Here is an 18,074-nt window from a genome sequence, read left to right on the forward strand (position 1 = left end):
TCCTAGTCGTTCACCTTGAGTACCGCGAGGAAGGCATCCTGAGGTATTTCCACCTTACCTACCTGCTTCATGCGTTTCTTACCCGCTTTCTGTTTTTCAAGCAGTTTCTTCTTGCGCGACACATCGCCACCGTAGCACTTGGCAGTGACGTTCTTGCGCAGCGCCTTGACCGTCGAGCGAGCGACCACCTGACCCCCGATCGCCGCCTGAATGGCGACATCGAACATCTGGCGTGGAATCAACTCCTTCATCTTCTCGACCAACGAGCGGCCACGACCATGCGCATGATCGCGGTGGATAATCGCCGCCAGCGCATCGACCTTGTCGCCATTGATCAACACATCCAGGCGCACCAGCTTGGCCGCCTGAAAACGCTCGAAGCTGTAATCCAGCGAGGCATAACCGCGTGAGATCGACTTCAGGCGATCGAAGAAATCCATCACCACTTCGCTCATCGGCAACTCGTAAGCCAACTGAATCTGGTTGCCGAGAAATTGCATGTCGAGCTGCGTGCCACGACGCAGTTCGCATTCGGTGATCACGTTGCCGACGAACTCCTGCGGTACCAGGATATTGGCCCTGACGATGGGCTCGCGCATTTCATCGACATTGGCCATATCGGGCAATTTGGACGGGTTGGCCACGTAGCGAATCTCGCCATTGTCCATTGCCAGTTCGTAGACTACGGTCGGCGCCGTGGTCAGCAGGTCCAGGCCGTACTCGCGCTCGAGACGCTCCTGGACGATTTCCATGTGCAGCGTGCCGAGGAAGCCGACCCGGAAACCGAAGCCCAGCGCATCGGAGTTCTCCGGTTCGTAGTCGAGCGAGGCATCGTTGAGCGCCAGCTTCTCCAGCGCATCGCGAAAGTCCTCGTAATCGTCGGCGCTGATCGTGAACATACCGGCATAGACCTGCGGCTTGACCTTCTGGAAGCCAGGCAATCGCGGTACATCCGGGGTCTTGGCATGGGTGATGGTATCGCCCACCGGGGCGCCGTGAATGTCCTTGATACCGGCAACTACGAAGCCCACTTCGCCGGCACGCAGGATGCCCGTTTGCTGACGCTTGGGGGTGAAGATGCCGACTTCGGTCGCTTCCCAATCGCGCCCGGTGGACTTCATGCGAATCTTGTCGCCTTTTTTCAGCGTACCGTCGAACAGCCTGACCAACGACACCACGCCCAGGTAGTTGTCGAACCAGGAGTCGACGATCAACGCCTGCAGTGGCGCGTTGACATCGCCTTGGGGTGGAGGTATGTCGCGCACCAGGCGTTCGAGCAAGCCCTCCATGCCGACCCCGGTCTTGGCCGACACCTGGCAGGCATCGACGGCATCGAGACCGATGATTTCCTCGATCTCCTGGGCTACTCGATCGGGATCGGCCTGCGGCAGGTCGATCTTGTTGAGCACCGGCAGCACTTCGAGATTCTGGGCAATCGCGGTATAGCAGTTGGCGACCGATTGCGCCTCGACGCCTTGCGCGGCGTCAACCACCAGCAGTGCACCCTCGCAGGCGTATAGCGAGCGCGATACTTCATAGGAGAAATCGACATGGCCTGGCGTATCGATGAAGTTGAGCTGATAGATATCGCCGTCGTCGGCCTTGTAATCCAGCGTCACCGATTGGGCCTTGATGGTGATGCCACGCTCACGCTCGATATCCATCGAGTCGAGCACCTGTTCCTTGAGTTCGCGCTCGGTCAGGCCGCCACACAGTTGGATGATACGATCGGCCAGGGTGGATTTGCCGTGATCGATGTGGGCAATGATCGAGAAATTTCGAATATGCTTGATTCGACCGGGGCTTGCGTTGTCTGTCATTAAGCTAGGACCGCCATGCTGATTGCACGCCCGTGCCGTGGATGGGCGTACCGAGGGGAAATTTGCGGCCATTGTACCGACAAGCCCGCGCCAAGGACAGCAAGGCCATACTCGGCGCGGTTGACGTTCGATCCAGCATTAGCTGTTGCACGCTGATACGTAAGACGGCATCTACTGAAAGATCACACTTAGTGGACTGCCAGGAGGCGTCGATCCTTTCGGGAACGACTCGATAACGCCTCCAGCGGAGGTCAAAATAAAGTCTGGAGGTATCTACGGAATCCAGGGCGATTCACTGCACTTGAAACCGCTATCTCGTTTCGGTCAACTGAGCTCATCCCTTTGAGCGCTTAGCGCCAGGTAGCGGCCCGGTGGACATGCTGGGCATTACACTGTCGCGCCGTACCAGCACGTGAAACAGTGCCGCCGCCAAGTGCAACTGAACGATTAAAAACAGCGTGTAAGCGAGCCAGGTATGCATGAAACGCAGCGTGCTATAAAGCCCTGGCGAAGCCTCGACCAATGCCGGTAGCGTGACACCATCGAACAATATCACTGGATAGCCACCGGCCGACTCCATCGTCCAGCCGATCAGCGGCATCGCCAACATCAAGGCATAGAGCGCCAGATGTGACAGCTTGGCTGCCAGTCTTTGCCATAGTGGCAGATCGCTCGGCAGCGGCGGCGTGCCATGTGCCCAACGCACGCCGATGCGCACGATCACTAGCAGCAGAATGGTAATGCCTAGCGGTTTATGCAGCTGCAATAGCCAGGCATGCCGTTCGGAAACCGTGGCGACCATGCCAGCCCCCACAAACAACATGGTGATGACCATCAGCGCCATCAGCCAGTGAAGCACTCGAGCGATCAGGGAAAAGCCCGCTTGGTGATGCATGGAATTCCTCATGATTGCGTCTCCTGGCTGTCATCATGTGCATCATCCGTCGATGCGCTGGAAGGCGGTTGCTCGGCTTGTTCGCGAGCGCGCCGGTTGAAGGATTCGGAGTAGGTAGCGGAGCGCGCGCTTAGCAGCGGGTCATCGGAGCCTTCGATACCCTCGGGTAGAATCAGCGGATCGTAATTGATGTCGCGACAAGCACCATGTTCCTGATCCTGCATGCGTTTGATGGTCAGCGTGCCAGAATCGACCTTGCGCCGAGAATCCGGCCACTGTTTAGTGGCGTCATCCGTCGGATCGCCGGGGCCGGCAACCGTCACCACGAGATGCCAACGCAACGGCCCCTGCTCGAGACGCGCTTGTAACTCCGAATAGAGGAAATCGGGATTTTTTAACTGGGCATCGCGGATTGGCGTGAATGGCGCTTCCGGCACTAACCCCCAACGCACGACCTGAACGTTGCCGCTGGCATCAATGAAGCGGAAGGCATTCAGGCTGTTATAGGCGAGATTGGCATAGCTAGACGATCGTTGGGCGGTTTTTGCCCAGTCGCGAAACGCTTGGGTTTCCGGATGCGCGGCGAAGAAGGCAGCTATTTTCCGTGGATCGGGCTTACCGGTTTCGGGATCAGGCTTTGACGCCTCGAGTTTCTCGTAGAACGCTTGCGGTGTGGACACGGAAAAAACCGGCATCGCGTTCATCGCGGTGCGCCACTCCTCGCCTCCTGGTAGTGAAAAACGTAACGCAAAGCTACGCACCAGCGGCTTGCCATCGGCAATTACAGGATTGGGCCCGGGAACTGCCAGGCGTCCAACCACCGGCACCCGGCGACCACGCTCGAACACACTGGCTCGAGACAATCCTGTGGCATTGCCATTACTGACGAACTCACCACTGACACAGATTCCCTTGGCGTGGTTGCGCCGGTACCCCTCGTGAATGCCGGCATTGGCTTCGAAAGTGTTGATAATACGATCCGGTGTCAGCCGCTGAGGGTCCAGCCAGCCAGAAACATAAGCGAAGGCCGTTGCCATAATGATCAGCGCTACCGCGATGGAGCCCAAGCGCAAGAAAAGATACGGCGGTTTGGAGAGTTTACGTGTCATAAGGTTTCCTTGGGGCACCGCTGTCAGCGAGAGCGGCTAAGCAACGGCAGTGCGGCGCCGGAGTCATGCACGCTCGACTACCCAGCACCATGGAACCGGTATGACGTGCAACTTGGTGGATTATTCCCACCATCATCAAAAACAACGATCTCGACAAATCCTGTCGCATGGAGGGAATAATCACTGTCAGTACACGTCTGACAGTGACATGCAACGCACGACTTGCAGCTAACGGTCCCAATGAGAACCGCCATGTCTACGCTCGATGATAATCAGCTACGCGAATTACTGCCTCGTTTGCGACGCTTCGCCTTGTCGCTGACCCAGGATCATGCCAACGCCGACGACCTTGTTCAGGCAACCTTGGAAAAAGCGCTAAGTAGCTGGCAGCAACGCCATACCGATGGCGATCTGCGCGCTTGGCTGTTTTCGATTCTCTATCGCCGGTTCATCGATAGCCGGCGGCGCTCGAAACGCTACGCTCGTTTGTTGGAACTGTTTACCGGCGATTCGCCGACCAGCCCCTCGGCAGAGGACATCGCCGTCGCTCATTCGGCGCTGGATGCCTTCGAGCAGTTACCTGCCGAACAACGCGCACTATTAATGCTAGTCTCGGTTGAAGGGCTGAGCTATCGCGAGATCAGTGACACGCTGAACATTCCCATGGGCACGGTAATGTCGCGCATCTCGCGGGCTCGCAAGGCGATGCGTGCACTAGGCGAAGGCGAGTATCATGTAGCACCTCGTCAAGACAGTCGTCGGACACCGCCGACGTTGCGGAGGTTGAAATGAACACGAGACATCCGACGGAATACGATCTGCATGCCTACCTGGACGATCAATTGGATGCCGAACAACGCCAGTGGGTCGAGGCCTATCTCGCCGCCAACCCGCAAGCCGCCACACAGCTCGACGGTTGGCGACAGGATGCCCAACGACTGCGCGCAACCTTTGCCAACCCCCAGCAATGGCCAAGCAATTCCGCGCTGGACCCGGCCCGCATTCGCCAGCGGCAACGCCACCGTCAACACACCAGGTTCGCCACCGCAGCAGCAATGGTCATGGTTCTCGGCACTGGACTGACGAGTGGCTGGCAAGCTCATGACATGATGACAGCCGATCCAGTGCCACCCATGCAGGATGCGCTGCAAGCCTATCGCCTGTTCACCGACAACACGTCAACCGCAACAACTCTCGACACTAACGCCGCTGCCGGGACTGCCCGCGCCACGCCGGCCGAGGTGAGTCGCGAACAGATAACTCAGCTGTTCCAGACCCACTTCAACGATGGTGTGATGCCACCGGATCTGAGTGCTGCTGGCCTGCAGATAGCCGATGCTCGCCTGCTCGTCACCGAGCAAGGCCCTTCCGCCATGGTGCTCTATCACGACCAGCACGGACGTCAGATGATGATGTACATCCGTCCACCTGGTGCCAACCATCACCGGCTAGAACCTGGCAAGCGCATCGATGGCCAACTCCTGGCTCAATACTGGTCTCGCGACGACTATAACTACGCTATTGTCAGCCAACCCAATGATCCTAACGCCGCGATACTGAAATCAATGCTGCGCAACAGCTGACGTAACATCGAATACACACGAACAGATCACGCATAACTAAAAACCTGAACCATCATCCTTGATGGGTAAGGGAAACGCGACAGAGTAGTTATTAGCATGAGGGGATGATTATTTCTAACAATCGATGACACTCCCGTTGCGCATGGTGAATGCAAGAAACCATTTCATAGTGAAGATGAGGACCAATCCCATGACATAGATGCTGCTAATAGTTTTAACCGAGGTTCTATCCAGTGCTTCCATAATTTCCCCGCCGACCCAAGCATTAAATCAGTAAGGATGAATAATGAAAAACATGCTATTAGGAACCACGATTCTGGCTGCAGTGCTAGCAACAGGCACCTCCTTTGCGTCTGACTCCATTATGATCCAGAAGAAAATGCATGAAATTCAAGAGCGCGCCCAACAGCATAAAATTGAGGCGCAGGCCCAGAAGCAGAGTGAGAAAATTCGAATAGCGGCTCTCGAACAGGAAGTTGAAGATTTGAGTGAGATCATTCACATGATCGTAGTCAAAGACAATGCCTGAGCATTTGATGGATAGAGAGGAAGCTTGATAGCCATTATCAATATAGCTTCTTTTCTAATAAGGCGTATCTAGTCGAGGTGCCTTATTTTTTGATAAGCAGGTTGGGCAAGTCATGGATTAACCGGGAGTTCTAGAGCTGTATGTCGACCGGTTGCACCATTCCCAACATAGGCCAGACACCAACCCTTGATGCTGATATCTCCGGACAATACGCGCCGGGGTCACGCACACTCGACTACTCAGCACCATGGGGCCGGTATGACGTACAACCCGGTGGGGAATCTCCACTATCATCAAAAATAGCGGTCTCGACAAATTATGCCACATGGAGGGAATAATCTCTGCCGTTACACGTCTGACAGTGGCATGCAATGCACGACTTGCAACTAACGCTCTAAACATTAGTAAGGATGAAAAATGAAACATACTCTATTAGGCACTGCGATTCTGGCTGCAGTGCTAGCAACAGGCACCTCCTTTGCGTCTGACTCCGTCATGATTCAAAAGAAAATGCATGAAATTCAAGAGCGGGCTCAGCAGCATAAAATTGAGGCACAGGCCAAAAAGAAGAATCAAGAAATTCGAGTAGTAGCCCTTGAGCAAGAAGTGGAAGATTTGAGAGAAATCATTCGCATGATCATAACCGAAGACAATGCCTGAGCATTTGATGGATAGAGCAGAAGCTTGATAGCTATTGCCAGTATCACTTCTTCTCCAGTGAGGCGCCTCGAACTGAGGCGCCTTATTTTTTGATAATCAGCGTGGAAAAATCATGAATCAATCGGGAGTCCTAGAAACGTACGTCGATCGATTGCACGCCTATTTCAACCGTTCCCAGCATAGGCCAGACACCAGCCTTTGGGGCTGATATCCCCGGCAACGATAATGCAACGCCCAGCGGCATCGGGGTTCTTTCCAGGTATGAAATTAGCGCAGTTCGCGCAGGACGACGTGCCCTTGGGGTGATCTTGGTATTGTAGCGCCGACTTGCTCGCCGTGCCGGACGCTGGAAGCGTACCGGCACGCGCCGAAACGGGCCATGCCAGCAGCGGCAGGCTGGCAGCCGAGCCGGCGGCGCCGACCAGAAACCGAAGCGTGCCACGTCGGGAGATTAATAGATCGAGTGGGTCTGTCATCGAATTGTCCTCATGTTGCTGGAAAGCAACGGCTGGCGAGGCGCGTCAGCGGCCTGCCAACCGTCGTTAGTCGCAAAAAATGCTGGGTTGATTCAGTCGTTGCCGACCACGGAGAGCCAGAACGGCAACTCGCCATCAACAGGCACCTGCTTCACGACCTCCAGCGTCCGGGTGTCGATAACCGCCACTTTGTCGGTACCGGTGACGGCGGCGTAAACCCAGCGCCCATCACGACTAGCGCGGACACCATGCGGTCCCTGGCCAACATCGATGCGCTTGATGACCTTGAACGTGTCCGGATCAATCACATCCACCACATGGTCGGCAATCGCGCCGGTAAACACGTATTGACCACCCGGGACCACGTCGATACCGGCATGACCCAGGCCAACCGGAATCACCGCAAGCTCCTTGCCAGTCGCGAGATCCACTGCGGCGACCTTGCCAACGAGGTCGCGTATCCATAGGGTATTTCCATCGGCGGAAAGGTCGAGATTGTGCGGTCCCTTGATACCCGGCACTGGGAACTCGTCGACTTTCGTCAACGTCTGCATATCCACCACCGCCACGCCCCCGCCGCCTTGCAGGGTGACGTAAGCAAGCTTGCCGTCGGCAGTAAACCGCGCGTTGTGCGGCACCTTACCGACGGCGATGGACTTGACCAGTTTCTGCGCCTTCATGTCGATAACCGCGACCACACCGCTACCGGCGCTGACAGCAAGTCCCCAGCGGCCATTCGGGCCGATGGCTACGCCTTGTGGCGTCGGACCGATTTCGAAGGTTGCGAGCTTCTCGCCACTGTGTACGTCCAGTAGATAGACCTCCGGCAAATCCTTGCTACTGACCAGCATGAGGTTGCCATCCGGACCGACGGCATTGAAATGGGCGCTGGCCAGCCCGTCCCAGGTCTGGCCTATCGGCATGTTTTCCACTGCGTTACTCGTTTGCAGAGTTACATAGATCGGTGCGGGAAACGGCTCCTGAAGTTCGGCGGCGCTGGCAATGCCCAGATTACAAGCAAGCGCAACGGCGCAGCAGATTCGCGCCAGGCGCAGAGGCCGCCTGGTTGGCAGGTGACTGATCAAGGTCATGTCGAGTCCTGTGAGTTGGAGAGGAGATGTTCATGTGCCAACGGTACGATGAGCGGGCGCGCCTGGCGGCCGCCATACGACCCAAGGCTCCTGTTGCGCAAAGAGGACGCTTCCCACCGGGTTTTATTCCCTGAGTCAGGGAATAAAACCCGGTGGGCGACGGTATCTACATTGTCATCTGCCGCGTTGCGGGAGGTACCGGCCTGCTGAAAGCCGGTCTCTCGGTATGGTGGGCCAGTACTTGTACGTATGTGCTCGTTTTTTAGAAATATTTAAAAAATAACGGGGCCACTGAGGGCCCCGTCGTCACATCAGCACAATGCTGATCGGTCGTGTGTCTCGCCGGATGTCACTCGTCCGATTCTTGTTTCTGCTCTTCGAAACGCAGCGCCACGAACAAGGGGTGACCGTCACGGATGATGCGCATCGGAACCGCACTGCCTTGGTCGACCTGTCCCAACACCTCGGCGAGCTCATTGGGCGAGTCGATGGTCTGCTGGTCCAGCGACACGATGATGTCACCCGGACGCAGCCCGGCCTCGGCGGCGACGCCGGAGGGGGCAACTTGCTGCACGCGCACCCCGCCTTCCAGACCCAAACGTTCGAGTTCGGAGTCCTGGATCGGGCTGACAGCAACGCCCAGACGGGTCTGGGGGTCGTCCTGACCGCCCGTGCCAGCCAGCATGTGTTTCGGCCAGTCGCCCACGGTCACCGTCTCGGTAGTCCGCTCACCATTGCGCAGCACCTTCAGTTCGACCTCGTCGCCCGGCGCCAGGCGGCCGATCAGGCGCGGTAGAGTGCTGAATTCATCGACCTTTTTATCATCCACGGCAAGGATGATGTCGCCCGCCTGCAGGCCGGCCTTGGATGCCGGTGAATCCGGCGCCACCTCGGCAATCAACGAACCGCGTGGTTCATCGAGCCCGAACGATTCGGCCAGATCGCGTGACACCGGCTGAATGACGACTCCCAGCCAGCCACGGTCGACACTGCCGTCTTCACGTAGCTGGTCGGCGACATTCATTGCGACATCGATCGGGATGGCGAAGGACAAGCCCATGAAACCACCGCTGCGGGTAAATATCTGCGAGTTGATCCCGACCACTTCACCTTCCAGATTGAACAACGGCCCGCCGGAGTTGCCGGGATTGATCGCCACGTCGGTCTGAATGAACGGCACATAGGCGTCGCTGGGCAGCGTGCGATTGATGGCACTGACGATACCCGCAGTCACGGAATGATCGAAACCGAACGGCGAACCGATGGCGGCGACCCACTCACCGACTTGGAGATCCTTGGAACTGCCTATATTCAGCGCAGGCAGGTTGCTGGCATCGACCTTGAGCAACGCAATATCGGTCTTGATATCGGAGCCGACCAATTCGGCCTCGAGTTCACGGCGATCACTGAAACGCACTACGATTTCATCGGCGCCATCGACGACATGGGCATTGGTCAGAATGTAGCCATCCTCGCTGATGATAAAGCCGGAGCCCAGCGAGTGCCGCTCTTCACTGCCCCCACCAGGACCAGGAGCGCCAGGGAATTGGTCACCAAAGAAATGGCGGAAAAACTCGGGAATTTGTTGCCCTTGCGGCCCGCGTAGTTGACCACGCTCGACTTCGCGCGTGGTGGCGATATTGACCACCCCCGGCGCCGCCTGCTTCACCAGCTCGGTGAAGTCGGGCAATCCCTGTACCTGCTGCTTTTGTTGCTCCTGCGCCTGAGCGACCTGTAAACCGAAAACGGCCACCATCAGCAACAGCCACAAGGAGAATTGTCGTGTGATGCGTTGCATTGAGAACTCCTGCTTCAGTTCTGGTACGGATACGGCGTTATTGATTGCCTGGGAGCTTTGGATGACAGCGCCCGACGAGAGTTCAGCGGTGCGCGAAAATGCCGCGCTCAAGCCCCATGGTCCAGGGTGCGTTCGATGCCGAGCAAGCACGGGCGATAACGACGCTGGTGTCGCCGTAACTGTAAGCGACTGGCGAGGAGACCCAATGCCAGGCCGCCGGCGAATGCCAACGGCACGCTGACATGGCCTGGCGCCGATAGCCGCTCCGCCACGCCGCCCGCAACGATCGCCAGCAACAACGGCCAGCCATAAACGATCAGTGCGCCCTGTAGGAACCGCCCTGCCGGCAGCCCAATCGTTACACGCTCACCGACATGCAGCTGCGTATCGGTCAGCAGCGCGAGGCGCGGCGTACGACGCCAACGCGCCAGAAAACCGCTGGCACAGCCCTGTCTGGCTGCGCAACCACCACAACCTGCCTTGGCTTCGGTTTCGACCCAGGCGCCGCCAGCAAAGGTGGCCACCACACGAGCGCGCTCCTCCAACCAGCTGGCCTCGGCATGTGAGTGCCCGGCTGTGGTTTTCACCTTCATGGCTTTCACGTTCCAGCGTTCGCGTTCATTGCGTCACTCCCGAGACACGACGGCTTACGGGGCGGTATTCCAGCCGCGCGGCGATACGCCCCAGAACCTGGGGCGGCATCTCGCCCATGACCACCACCTGCATGACTCGCTCGCCCAGGCGCAGGTGACGAACCGCCGCATGGGAAACACCCAACCGGTGAATGCCGGGCAGCAACACGCGATCGTCGGATACCAGCGGCTCGATGAACACACTGAAGCTCGACAGACCGTCACTGTACAGACGGTGACTCAAGGGGGTGTTGGTGACGCTACGTGAAACCGGCAGTGGCAAGGGCTCGTAACCGGCCGGCAACCATTCCGGTTGCCAGGGGTCCGGAGGAATATCCTGTAGCGGCCCAAAAGCCACCGAATCATCATAGAGTCGCGGCTGGGCCAACTCGGTCATCTGGAAGGTTTCCAGGATGTGGCCGTCGATATCGACCAGTACCTGCTTGAGCGGCAAGGCGGTTTCGCGGTCGAGCCATAGCCGGTGGCCGTAACGCATGTTGTCCAGCGGTTCGACATCGATTCGCACGCTGGGTCGCCCGGCAATACGCTCCTGCCCCTCGATGGATAAGCGGTAGTGTTGATCGAGGCGCGACATGATCGAAGACGGTGAAGCACGATTCTGACCGATCGTATCGGCATCCGCCTCCCCAGTGGCAACATCCTGAGCGATGCGCCCGTGACGCTCGTAAACCACTGCGGGACCATCCAGATAACTGGCCACTTCGCGTTCGATGCCGTTTTCGATGTCGTGCGACAACGCCAGGGTGCGCACGCCTTCACTGGTGATACGCACGGCGCGAGCCTGGAAGATATAACAGTGCCCGGCCCAGAGGCTGCGCTCGAGCCATTCAGCCGGCGTATCGGGCTTCTCGCGCTCGGCCAACTGCTGGCAATCGAATCCCGACGTTTCGGAAGAAGCCGCGAACCCCGGAGGACTCGCCAGCAACATGCAGGTAGCGGCCGCTGTGAAAGCGGCGAAAGACGGTCGAATCATCAGCGCTGACTCAGCGGTTCCTGCGCCGAGACGCGTAACAATGGCATCCAGGATTCACCCGAACGATAGGCGGATCCTTCGGCATGGCGTTCAAGGTAACTTTGTAGCAGCCGGGCTTGCTCGACTTCCGCGCGCGGCGACTGGCTCTGATTGGGCGCCATGAACAGCGGCACGTCGCTGCCCATGCCCACCGCCATCAAGCCGTCGCCCACCGGTGTCTGGAACAGCGGCAAATTGGCGGCGGGACGCGTTATCTCGGGGAGTTCGGCGTTCGCCGCCGATACGGGCTGGGCATTCGAAGACGCCAGTTCGGGGGAAGAGCCGGTCGTCGCGATACCGCTGGCCACGTCAGGGACGGCACTCGAACCGGCGCTGTTATAGAACTGAACCCCGCCGATCACCATTAACGAAACCGCGGCAGCGATGGCGGCGCCGCCGCCAAAAGGCAGCGAGACGTGCCGGCGCGACGCTACGTCATCCGAGACATGCGGCAGGGGCTCGGCTTCGATACGCGCCATGATGCCCGCGCACAGATCGGTGGATACGTCGATTCCACGGTCGCGGTGCATGAGGCTACGCGCCAAATGGTAGCGGCGCCACGCCTCGGCATCACCGGGCGAACCATCGAGCGCCTTCAAGGCACGACGCAGCTCGAGTTCATCGCCCTCGTTGTCCATCAAGGCAGACAACGACTCCCGTAGATCATCCTTCATTCTCACACCCCCAATCTCGACAAGACGAAAGGTCGATTGCCAGTCGACCCGATACTTTCGACCCGGCTCTCGAGTCGATAAGGACCCGGGCGCATATCAACAGCGCCAGTGCCGTTCTCCCCACGCACCCGGGCGGTGCGAACATTGAATGTGACGCCACAAGCGGCAGACAGTTCAGTGCCATGCCACAAATTTATTACCGGCTCACTCATGAATCATGTCCTGGGCACGAGACGTACTCATTAACGGCTGAATATGCCGGTCGACCGCCTCGCGAGCACGGAAAATCCGCGAGCGCACCGTGCCTACCGGACACTGCATGATATTGGCGATGTCTTCATAGGAAAGACCATCGAGCTCACGCAACGTGATGGCGGTGCGTAGATCCTCAGGCAGGCTTTCGATCGCCTCGAACACGGCGGCTTCCAACTGGTCGCGGGCGATGGCCGCTTCCGGCGTTTCGATATCCGACAACCGGCCGCTGTGATCGACGATTTCGGCATCGGCGATATCCAGGTCGCTGCCCGGCGGGCGGCGCCCCTTGGAGACCAGGTAATTCTTCGCCGTGTTGATCGCGATACGATACATCCAGGTATAAAAGGCACTCTCGGCGCGAAACTTGCCTAGCGCACGATAGGCCTTGATGAATGCCTCCTGAGCCACATCCTGAACTTCGGCATGATCGTGCACGTAACGACCGATCAGGCCGATGATCTTGTGCTGGTATTTCTTCACCAGCAGATCGAAGGCGCGGTTGTCGCCTTTCTGAGCTCGCTCGACAAGCTGTTGGTCGGTTTCCCGGGTACCCATTCAACCCCTCCCAGCGCGGGAAAGGCGAAACAGGCAAACACTGGAACCACTGCGCCGCGCGGGCGGCATAAGTCGCTTGGGTGTCATGAAATCGACCTGAGGCCCTGTTGGCTGACTGTAATTGCTGGCATAAGTGTTCCTGTTTATTGACGTTCCATCAAGGCGGGTCAGGTATCGCCAGCGCGCTATTGACCATCGATGAAGCCGGCAGTTCCTTTACGTCATTGATTTTTCCACGCTCGACGGGCGATAGTAGTGGCATTCCTTCCCAGCACGAAATTGTCGCAGGTAGCTGAATGTCCGAACAGCAGGTTAATAATCTCAACGTCCTGGCGCAGGACGTCCTGATCACTCCCGAAGCCCTGAAACGGGAAATCCCATTGACCGAGGCCGCCGAGGAGACCGTGATCACAGGGCGTCGCACCATCCAGAAAATTCTCGATGGTGACGATCCGCGCCTGCTGGTCGTCGTCGGCCCCTGCTCGATCCATGACGTCGACGCGGCACGCGATTATGCCCGCCAATTGCGGCGCCTGGCCGACCAGGTCAGCGACACCCTGTACATCGTGATGCGCGTGTACTTCGAGAAGCCACGCACCACCGTCGGCTGGAAGGGGCTGATCAACGACCCGCATATCAATGACTCCTTCGAGATCGAGGAAGGCCTGCACATCGCCCGCAACCTGCTGGTGGAACTCGCCGAAATGGGCCTACCGCTGGCCACCGAAGCCCTCGACCCGATTTCACCGCAGTATCTGCAGGATTGCATCAGCTGGTCGGCGATCGGCGCGCGTACCACCGAATCGCAGACCCACCGCGAAATGGCCTCTGGCCTATCCTGCCCGGTCGGCTTCAAGAACGGTACCGATGGCAGCCTCGACGTCGCGGTCAATGCCCTCAAGTCGGTGGCGCATCCACACAATTTCCTGGGTATCGACCAGGCAGGCCAGGTAGCGATCATCCGCACGCGCGGCAATGCCTACGGCCATGTCGTGCTACGCGGTGGCAATGGCAAGCCCAACTACGACAGCGTCAGCGTGGCGCTCGCCGAGCAGGAACTGCACAAGGCCGGCGTCGAGGCCAACATCATGATCGACTGCTCGCACGCCAATTCCAACAAGGATCCGGCGCTACAACCCCTAGTGCTGGAGAACGTCACCAACCAGCTGCTCGAAGGCAACCGTTCGATCATCGGCCTGATGGTCGAATCCAACCTCGGCTGGGGTAGCCAGAAGATCCCCGAGGACCGCAGCCAGCTCGAGTACGGCGTCTCGATTACCGACGCCTGCATCGATTGGCAGACCACCGAGGAAGCCTTCCATCGCATGGACGACAAGCTCAAGCCGGTGCTTGGCAACCGTCGTAACGTTCTCTGACCGATGCTCTCCACGCACCGAGCGTGCGAACGACACAACAGCGAGCCCGCCACCAGCGGGCTCGCTGCTTTTAACCATGCGTATTGATTCAGACTTGCGGCTGACCGTCGATCTCGCGTCGAAACGGCGGCAGTGAGTCCAGCAGCGCACGCCCGTAACGCCGGGTCAGCACGCGCCGGTCGAGCAAGGTAATGCGCCCTCGATCGTCCTCTTTGCGGATCAGCCTGCCACAAGCCTGGACCAGCTTGATCGAGGCATCCGGTACCGAAATGCGCATGAACGGATTGCCACCACGACTCTCGATCCACTCGGCCAGCGTGGCCCCCACCGGGTCATCGGGAACCGCGAACGGTAGCCGTGTTATCACCACATGGGTCAGATAGTCGCCGGGTAGATCGATGCCCTCGGCGAAGCTGGCCAGGCCAAAGATGATGCTGCCCTCGCCGGCATCGACCCGCTTGCGGTGGCGCTCGATCAATTCGCGCTTGGGCAGCCGGTCCTGAGCCAGTACGCGCTCGCGCTGTGTCTTCGGCAAGGCCTTCTCGACAGCGCGCAACTGCGCTCGCGAGGAAAACAGCATCAGCACGGCCTCCTTTTCGCCCAACGCCTCGACGAACGCAACGATGGCCCGCTCGTGCCCTTCGCGATCGGCAGGATCGACCGCTTCGAGCGGCACGCTGAGCACCGCCTTGGAGTAATCGAACGGGCTCGGCAAGCGTTGGTAACGGTAGCGATTGGCCAGGCCCGCGCGTTCCTGCAAGCGCTCGAACCGCCCCAGCGCGGTCAGCGTCGCTGAAGTTACCACCGCCCCGTAACAACTCCCCCACAGATAACGCGCCAGGGTCTCCGCCGCCGATACCGGACTCGCCGAGAAGGTCAGTTCGGCTTCACCGCCCTGGTTGTCGAAGGTCAACCAGCGTGCCTGCGGCGGCTCGCCCTGGGTATCGTCGGCGGCCATTGCCTGCCATAACGCATGCGCTTCCAGGGCGCGACCGTGCAACAGCGAGACCAGCGGCAGCCAGGGCTCGGCCTGCTCACGATCCAGACCGGTGGCCTTATCAGGATCGAGACTCTCGCGCAAAATATCGGCCATGGTCTCGAGGCTGCGCGCCAGTTCGGCGAAAGGAACCAGCAATGCCGAAGCCAGCTCGCGCAGTGCCTCGGGGGCGCGGCCCATGGCAAAGCGATGATGGCGCGTTTCGGCGTCATGACTCTTGGGCAAGCCATTAGGCAAATCGGCAAGCTGGTGTCCCAAGCCGTAAGCTTCGCCCAGGCGCGGCTCCAGCGAGGCGATCAATTCAGGAAAACCGGCCAGCAGCCGCACCAGCGTTGGCTGGGTCGCCAGCGCTGCGTTCAACTCGGTGAGTGACTTCTTCAATGTGCGCAGCCAGCGCAGCGTGGCGTTGACGCCGAAGCGATGATAGAAATGCTCCAGCGCCTTGTCGGGCAGATGATGGCCTTCGTCGAAGATATAAATGCAGTCCTTGGGCGATGGCAGAACCACCCCGCCGCCCAGCGACAGATCGGCGAGCACCAGATCATGATTGGCGACGATCACGTCGGCCTGATCGAGATGACGCCGCGCGCGAAAGAACGCGCAGGCGCTGAAATGCCCGCAGCGGCGATTGGTGCATTGGCGATGATCGGTGGTCAGGCGCCGCCAGTGGGCATCGTCGATGGCCACTGGCCAACTGTCGCGATCGCCCTCCCAACGCCCGCTGCCATAGGCCTCGGTGAGCTCCTTGACCAAGCCATGGAAGTCATCGCCAGCACGCGACTCCAGGGCCTGCTCGAACAGCGAATAGGTGGGATTGTCCTCGACGCCATCCAGCGCCTGGTCGAGCTTGGCCACGCACAGATAACGCCCGCGCCCCTTGGCCAGCGCGAAGTCGAAGCTCAGGCCACTGTGGCGTTGCAACGATGGCAGATCCTGATGCAGCACCTGCTCCTGCAACGCCACCGTGGCGGTGGACACGATCAACCGCTTGCCACGCGCCTTGGCGACCGGCAATGCTGCCAGCAGGTAGGCCAGCGTCTTGCCGGTACCGGTGCCCGCCTCGAGCACGCAGACGTGCTCGTTGGACAGCCGGCGACCGCTGTCATCGGCCTCGATGCCGGCCAGCGTACGGGCGATCTCGGCGATCATCAGCCGCTGCCCATAGCGCGGAGTCAGGTCGAGGCTCTCGAGCACCTGGCGGTAAGCGGCCTGGATCTCGCCCTTCAGGGCCTCGTCGAGCATGCAGCGGTTCCTTACAACAGCCCTTCGGGCGGATGCTCGCAGGGCAGCTTGTCATTGATGTAATTTTCGATCTCGGGCAACGAGAAGGCATCTTCTTCGCCGACGAAACTGATCGACACGCCCTTGGCGCCGGCACGCCCGGTACGCCCGATGCGATGCACGTAGTCTTCCGGATCTTCCGGCAGCGTGTAATTGATCACATGGCTGACGTCATCGATATGAATGCCGCGCCCGGCCACGTCGGTCGCCACCAGCACGCTAAGCTCCCCCTCGCGGAAGCGCTCGAGCGTCTTGATGCGCTGATTCTGCGGCACGTCACCCGAGAGCATCGCCACGTTGATATCGGCCTTGCGCAGCAGGCTGTCAAGCTTGCGCACCAGATCGCGGCGGTTGCCGAAGACCATCACCCGCTCGAAGTGTTCCTGCCTGAGCAGGTTGATCAGCAGGCGCTGCTTGTCCTCATCGCTGACCATATAGACGCGCTGATCGATATCGGCGGCGTTCTCCACGGTCATCGCGATCTCGACATGCGCCGGCTTGAGCGTCCATTGGCTGGCCAGATTGAGAATGTCCGGCGTGAAGGTCGCCGAGAACAGGAACGTCTGGCGCTCCTCGGTCTTCGGGGTATGGCGGATGATGCGTTTGACGTCGGGGATGAAACCCATCGACAGCATGCGATCCGCTTCATCGAGCACCAGCACTTCGACCTGGGTCAGATCGACGTCGCGCTTTTCATGAAAATCGAGCAGGCGGCCCGGCGTTGCGACCAGGATATCGAGCGTCTTGCCGAGGTTTTCGCGCTGCTTCTGATAATCCATGCCACCCACCACGCTGGCCACGTTCAGCGATGTGAAGCGTGCCAGCGCCTTGGCGTCTTTCTCGATCTGCAGCGCCAGTTCACGCGTCGGCGCCACGATCAACGCGCGTGGCGCGCCGGGCTTCTGGCCGTCGGGCGCCTCCTCTTCGAGGAAATACGTGAGTATCGCGATCAAAAAGGCGGCGGTCTTGCCGGTGCCGGTCTGGGCCTTGCCGACCACGTCCCCACCCAGCAGGGTTTGGCTCAGCGCCTCGGCCTGAATCGGCGTGCAATACTCGAAGCCCAGGGCATGAATCGCGCGCATCAGCGGCAGCGGTAGATCGAAGTCGTGAAAACGCTGCTTACCCGCCACCGCCGGCACCTGAAACTGGCGCAGGTCCCAGCTCGATTGCGGCTTGCGCGGCTTGCGACGACGACGTTTTGGCTTACGGTTCTGCGCGGGTGCCGAGGTTTTTTCCGACTCGCTCATAGGCTTGGATTCTGTCCGGTGTCAGTGAATGTGTAGCGAAAGCGTAGCCCCCATTGTACCAGC

17 protein-coding genes are annotated in these 18,074 nt (G+C 59.3%); 5 read left to right on the forward strand and 12 right to left on the reverse strand.

Going from position 1 to position 18,074, the window contains the following annotated elements; all coding sequences use genetic code 11:
* Positions 1-2: 2 nt before the first annotated feature.
* From lepA to BLR92_RS11785, 3 genes are all read right to left on the reverse strand, one after another.
* Entirely contained in the window at positions 3-1,820 is a 1,818-nt protein-coding gene (gene lepA, locus BLR92_RS11775; RefSeq protein WP_089728778.1) for a translation elongation factor 4, read from the reverse strand.
* Positions 1,821-2,154: 334 nt separating this feature from the next.
* On the reverse strand, positions 2,155-2,727 hold the full coding sequence (locus BLR92_RS11780; RefSeq protein ID WP_245704189.1) for a cytochrome b: 573 nt from the start codon (positions 2,725-2,727) through the stop codon (positions 2,155-2,157).
* Positions 2,724-3,824 carry a catalase family peroxidase gene (locus BLR92_RS11785; RefSeq protein WP_089728780.1) on the reverse strand — a complete coding sequence of 367 codons (1,101 nt, stop codon included), beginning with the start codon at positions 3,822-3,824 and terminating at the stop codon, positions 2,724-2,726. The genes BLR92_RS11780 and BLR92_RS11785 overlap by 4 nt, the downstream gene beginning before the upstream one ends.
* A gap of 252 nt (positions 3,825-4,076) precedes the next feature.
* On the opposite strand from BLR92_RS11785, the gene BLR92_RS11790 reads away from it, so the two are divergent.
* From BLR92_RS11790 to BLR92_RS11805, 4 genes are all read left to right on the forward strand, one after another.
* A complete protein-coding gene (locus tag BLR92_RS11790; RefSeq protein ID WP_089728782.1) occupies positions 4,077-4,616 on the forward strand; it encodes an RNA polymerase sigma factor in 540 nt (179 codons plus the stop codon).
* Positions 4,613-5,407 (forward strand): anti-sigma factor family protein, encoded by a 795-nt coding sequence (locus tag BLR92_RS11795; RefSeq protein ID WP_089728784.1) that lies wholly within the window; start codon positions 4,613-4,615, stop codon positions 5,405-5,407. The genes BLR92_RS11790 and BLR92_RS11795 overlap by 4 nt, the downstream gene beginning before the upstream one ends.
* A gap of 286 nt (positions 5,408-5,693) precedes the next feature.
* Positions 5,694-5,936 (forward strand): hypothetical protein, encoded by a 243-nt coding sequence (locus BLR92_RS11800; RefSeq protein ID WP_089728786.1) that lies wholly within the window; start codon positions 5,694-5,696, stop codon positions 5,934-5,936.
* A 417-nt stretch (positions 5,937-6,353) separates the two neighbouring features.
* Complete coding sequence (locus BLR92_RS11805) at positions 6,354-6,596, forward strand: hypothetical protein (RefSeq protein ID WP_089728788.1); 243 nt, start codon at positions 6,354-6,356, stop codon at positions 6,594-6,596.
* Positions 6,597-6,760: 164 nt separating this feature from the next.
* Here BLR92_RS11805 and BLR92_RS11810 read toward each other — a convergent pair whose 3' ends face one another.
* From BLR92_RS11810 to rpoE, 7 genes are all read right to left on the reverse strand, one after another.
* Positions 6,761-7,072, reverse strand: a complete 312-nt coding sequence (locus BLR92_RS11810) for a high-potential iron-sulfur protein (RefSeq protein WP_089728789.1) — start codon at positions 7,070-7,072, stop codon at positions 6,761-6,763.
* A gap of 92 nt (positions 7,073-7,164) precedes the next feature.
* Positions 7,165-8,163, reverse strand: a complete 999-nt coding sequence (locus BLR92_RS11815) for a YncE family protein (RefSeq protein WP_089728792.1) — start codon at positions 8,161-8,163, stop codon at positions 7,165-7,167.
* 349 nt (positions 8,164-8,512) lie between these two features.
* Positions 8,513-9,961, reverse strand: coding sequence for a DegQ family serine endoprotease (locus tag BLR92_RS11820; RefSeq protein ID WP_089728794.1), 1,449 nt, complete (start codon positions 9,959-9,961; stop codon positions 8,513-8,515).
* Positions 9,962-10,068: 107 nt separating this feature from the next.
* The gene (locus tag BLR92_RS11825; protein WP_089728796.1) at positions 10,069-10,554 is read right to left on the reverse strand and encodes a SoxR reducing system RseC family protein; all 486 of its coding nucleotides are present in this window, start codon (positions 10,552-10,554) and stop codon (positions 10,069-10,071) included.
* Between the two features lie 25 nt (positions 10,555-10,579).
* Positions 10,580-11,587 carry a MucB/RseB C-terminal domain-containing protein gene (locus BLR92_RS11830; protein WP_089728798.1) on the reverse strand — a complete coding sequence of 336 codons (1,008 nt, stop codon included), beginning with the start codon at positions 11,585-11,587 and terminating at the stop codon, positions 10,580-10,582.
* Positions 11,587-12,300, reverse strand: a complete 714-nt coding sequence (locus tag BLR92_RS11835) for a sigma-E factor negative regulatory protein (RefSeq protein ID WP_089728799.1) — start codon at positions 12,298-12,300, stop codon at positions 11,587-11,589. Before BLR92_RS11835 ends, BLR92_RS11830 begins: the two co-directional genes overlap by 1 nt.
* A 204-nt stretch (positions 12,301-12,504) precedes the next feature.
* Positions 12,505-13,110, reverse strand: coding sequence for an RNA polymerase sigma factor RpoE (gene rpoE, locus BLR92_RS11840; protein ID WP_089728801.1), 606 nt, complete (start codon positions 13,108-13,110; stop codon positions 12,505-12,507).
* Positions 13,111-13,406: 296 nt separating this feature from the next.
* On the opposite strand from rpoE, the gene BLR92_RS11845 reads away from it, so the two are divergent.
* Entirely contained in the window at positions 13,407-14,486 is a 1,080-nt protein-coding gene (locus tag BLR92_RS11845; RefSeq protein ID WP_089728803.1) for a 3-deoxy-7-phosphoheptulonate synthase, read from the forward strand.
* An 88-nt stretch (positions 14,487-14,574) separates the two neighbouring features.
* Here the strand turns inward: BLR92_RS11845 and dinG are convergent, their stop codons facing one another.
* Both dinG and rhlB read right to left on the reverse strand, forming a co-directional pair.
* Complete coding sequence (gene dinG / locus BLR92_RS11850; RefSeq protein ID WP_089728804.1) at positions 14,575-16,725, reverse strand: ATP-dependent DNA helicase DinG; 2,151 nt, start codon at positions 16,723-16,725, stop codon at positions 14,575-14,577.
* 11 nt (positions 16,726-16,736) lie between these two features.
* The gene (rhlB, locus tag BLR92_RS11855; RefSeq protein WP_089728807.1) at positions 16,737-18,011 is read right to left on the reverse strand and encodes an ATP-dependent RNA helicase RhlB; all 1,275 of its coding nucleotides are present in this window, start codon (positions 18,009-18,011) and stop codon (positions 16,737-16,739) included.
* Positions 18,012-18,074: the final 63 nt, after the last annotated feature.

Origin of the sequence: Modicisalibacter muralis (genome assembly GCF_900102945.1) — a bacterium.
GTDB lineage: Bacteria > Pseudomonadota > Gammaproteobacteria > Pseudomonadales > Halomonadaceae > Modicisalibacter > Modicisalibacter muralis.

Coding starts and splice junctions, on each gene's coding strand:
- lepA (WP_089728778.1), bottom strand. CDS start 1,820: ATGACAGACAACGCAAGCCCCGGTCGAATCAAGCATATTCGAAATTTC.
- BLR92_RS11780 (WP_245704189.1), bottom strand. CDS start 2,727: ATGAGGAATTCCATGCATCACCAAGCGGGCTTTTCCCTGATCGCTCGA.
- BLR92_RS11785 (WP_089728780.1), bottom strand. CDS start 3,824: ATGACACGTAAACTCTCCAAACCGCCGTATCTTTTCTTGCGCTTGGGC.
- BLR92_RS11790 (WP_089728782.1), top strand. CDS start 4,077: ATGTCTACGCTCGATGATAATCAGCTACGCGAATTACTGCCTCGTTTG.
- BLR92_RS11795 (WP_089728784.1), top strand. CDS start 4,613: ATGAACACGAGACATCCGACGGAATACGATCTGCATGCCTACCTGGAC.
- BLR92_RS11800 (WP_089728786.1), top strand. CDS start 5,694: ATGAAAAACATGCTATTAGGAACCACGATTCTGGCTGCAGTGCTAGCA.
- BLR92_RS11805 (WP_089728788.1), top strand. CDS start 6,354: ATGAAACATACTCTATTAGGCACTGCGATTCTGGCTGCAGTGCTAGCA.
- BLR92_RS11810 (WP_089728789.1), bottom strand. CDS start 7,072: ATGACAGACCCACTCGATCTATTAATCTCCCGACGTGGCACGCTTCGG.
- BLR92_RS11815 (WP_089728792.1), bottom strand. CDS start 8,163: ATGACCTTGATCAGTCACCTGCCAACCAGGCGGCCTCTGCGCCTGGCG.
- BLR92_RS11820 (WP_089728794.1), bottom strand. CDS start 9,961: ATGCAACGCATCACACGACAATTCTCCTTGTGGCTGTTGCTGATGGTG.
- BLR92_RS11825 (WP_089728796.1), bottom strand. CDS start 10,554: ATGAAGGTGAAAACCACAGCCGGGCACTCACATGCCGAGGCCAGCTGG.
- BLR92_RS11830 (WP_089728798.1), bottom strand. CDS start 11,587: ATGATTCGACCGTCTTTCGCCGCTTTCACAGCGGCCGCTACCTGCATG.
- BLR92_RS11835 (WP_089728799.1), bottom strand. CDS start 12,300: ATGAAGGATGATCTACGGGAGTCGTTGTCTGCCTTGATGGACAACGAG.
- rpoE (WP_089728801.1), bottom strand. CDS start 13,110: ATGGGTACCCGGGAAACCGACCAACAGCTTGTCGAGCGAGCTCAGAAA.
- BLR92_RS11845 (WP_089728803.1), top strand. CDS start 13,407: ATGTCCGAACAGCAGGTTAATAATCTCAACGTCCTGGCGCAGGACGTC.
- dinG (WP_089728804.1), bottom strand. CDS start 16,725: ATGCTCGACGAGGCCCTGAAGGGCGAGATCCAGGCCGCTTACCGCCAG.
- rhlB (WP_089728807.1), bottom strand. CDS start 18,011: ATGAGCGAGTCGGAAAAAACCTCGGCACCCGCGCAGAACCGTAAGCCA.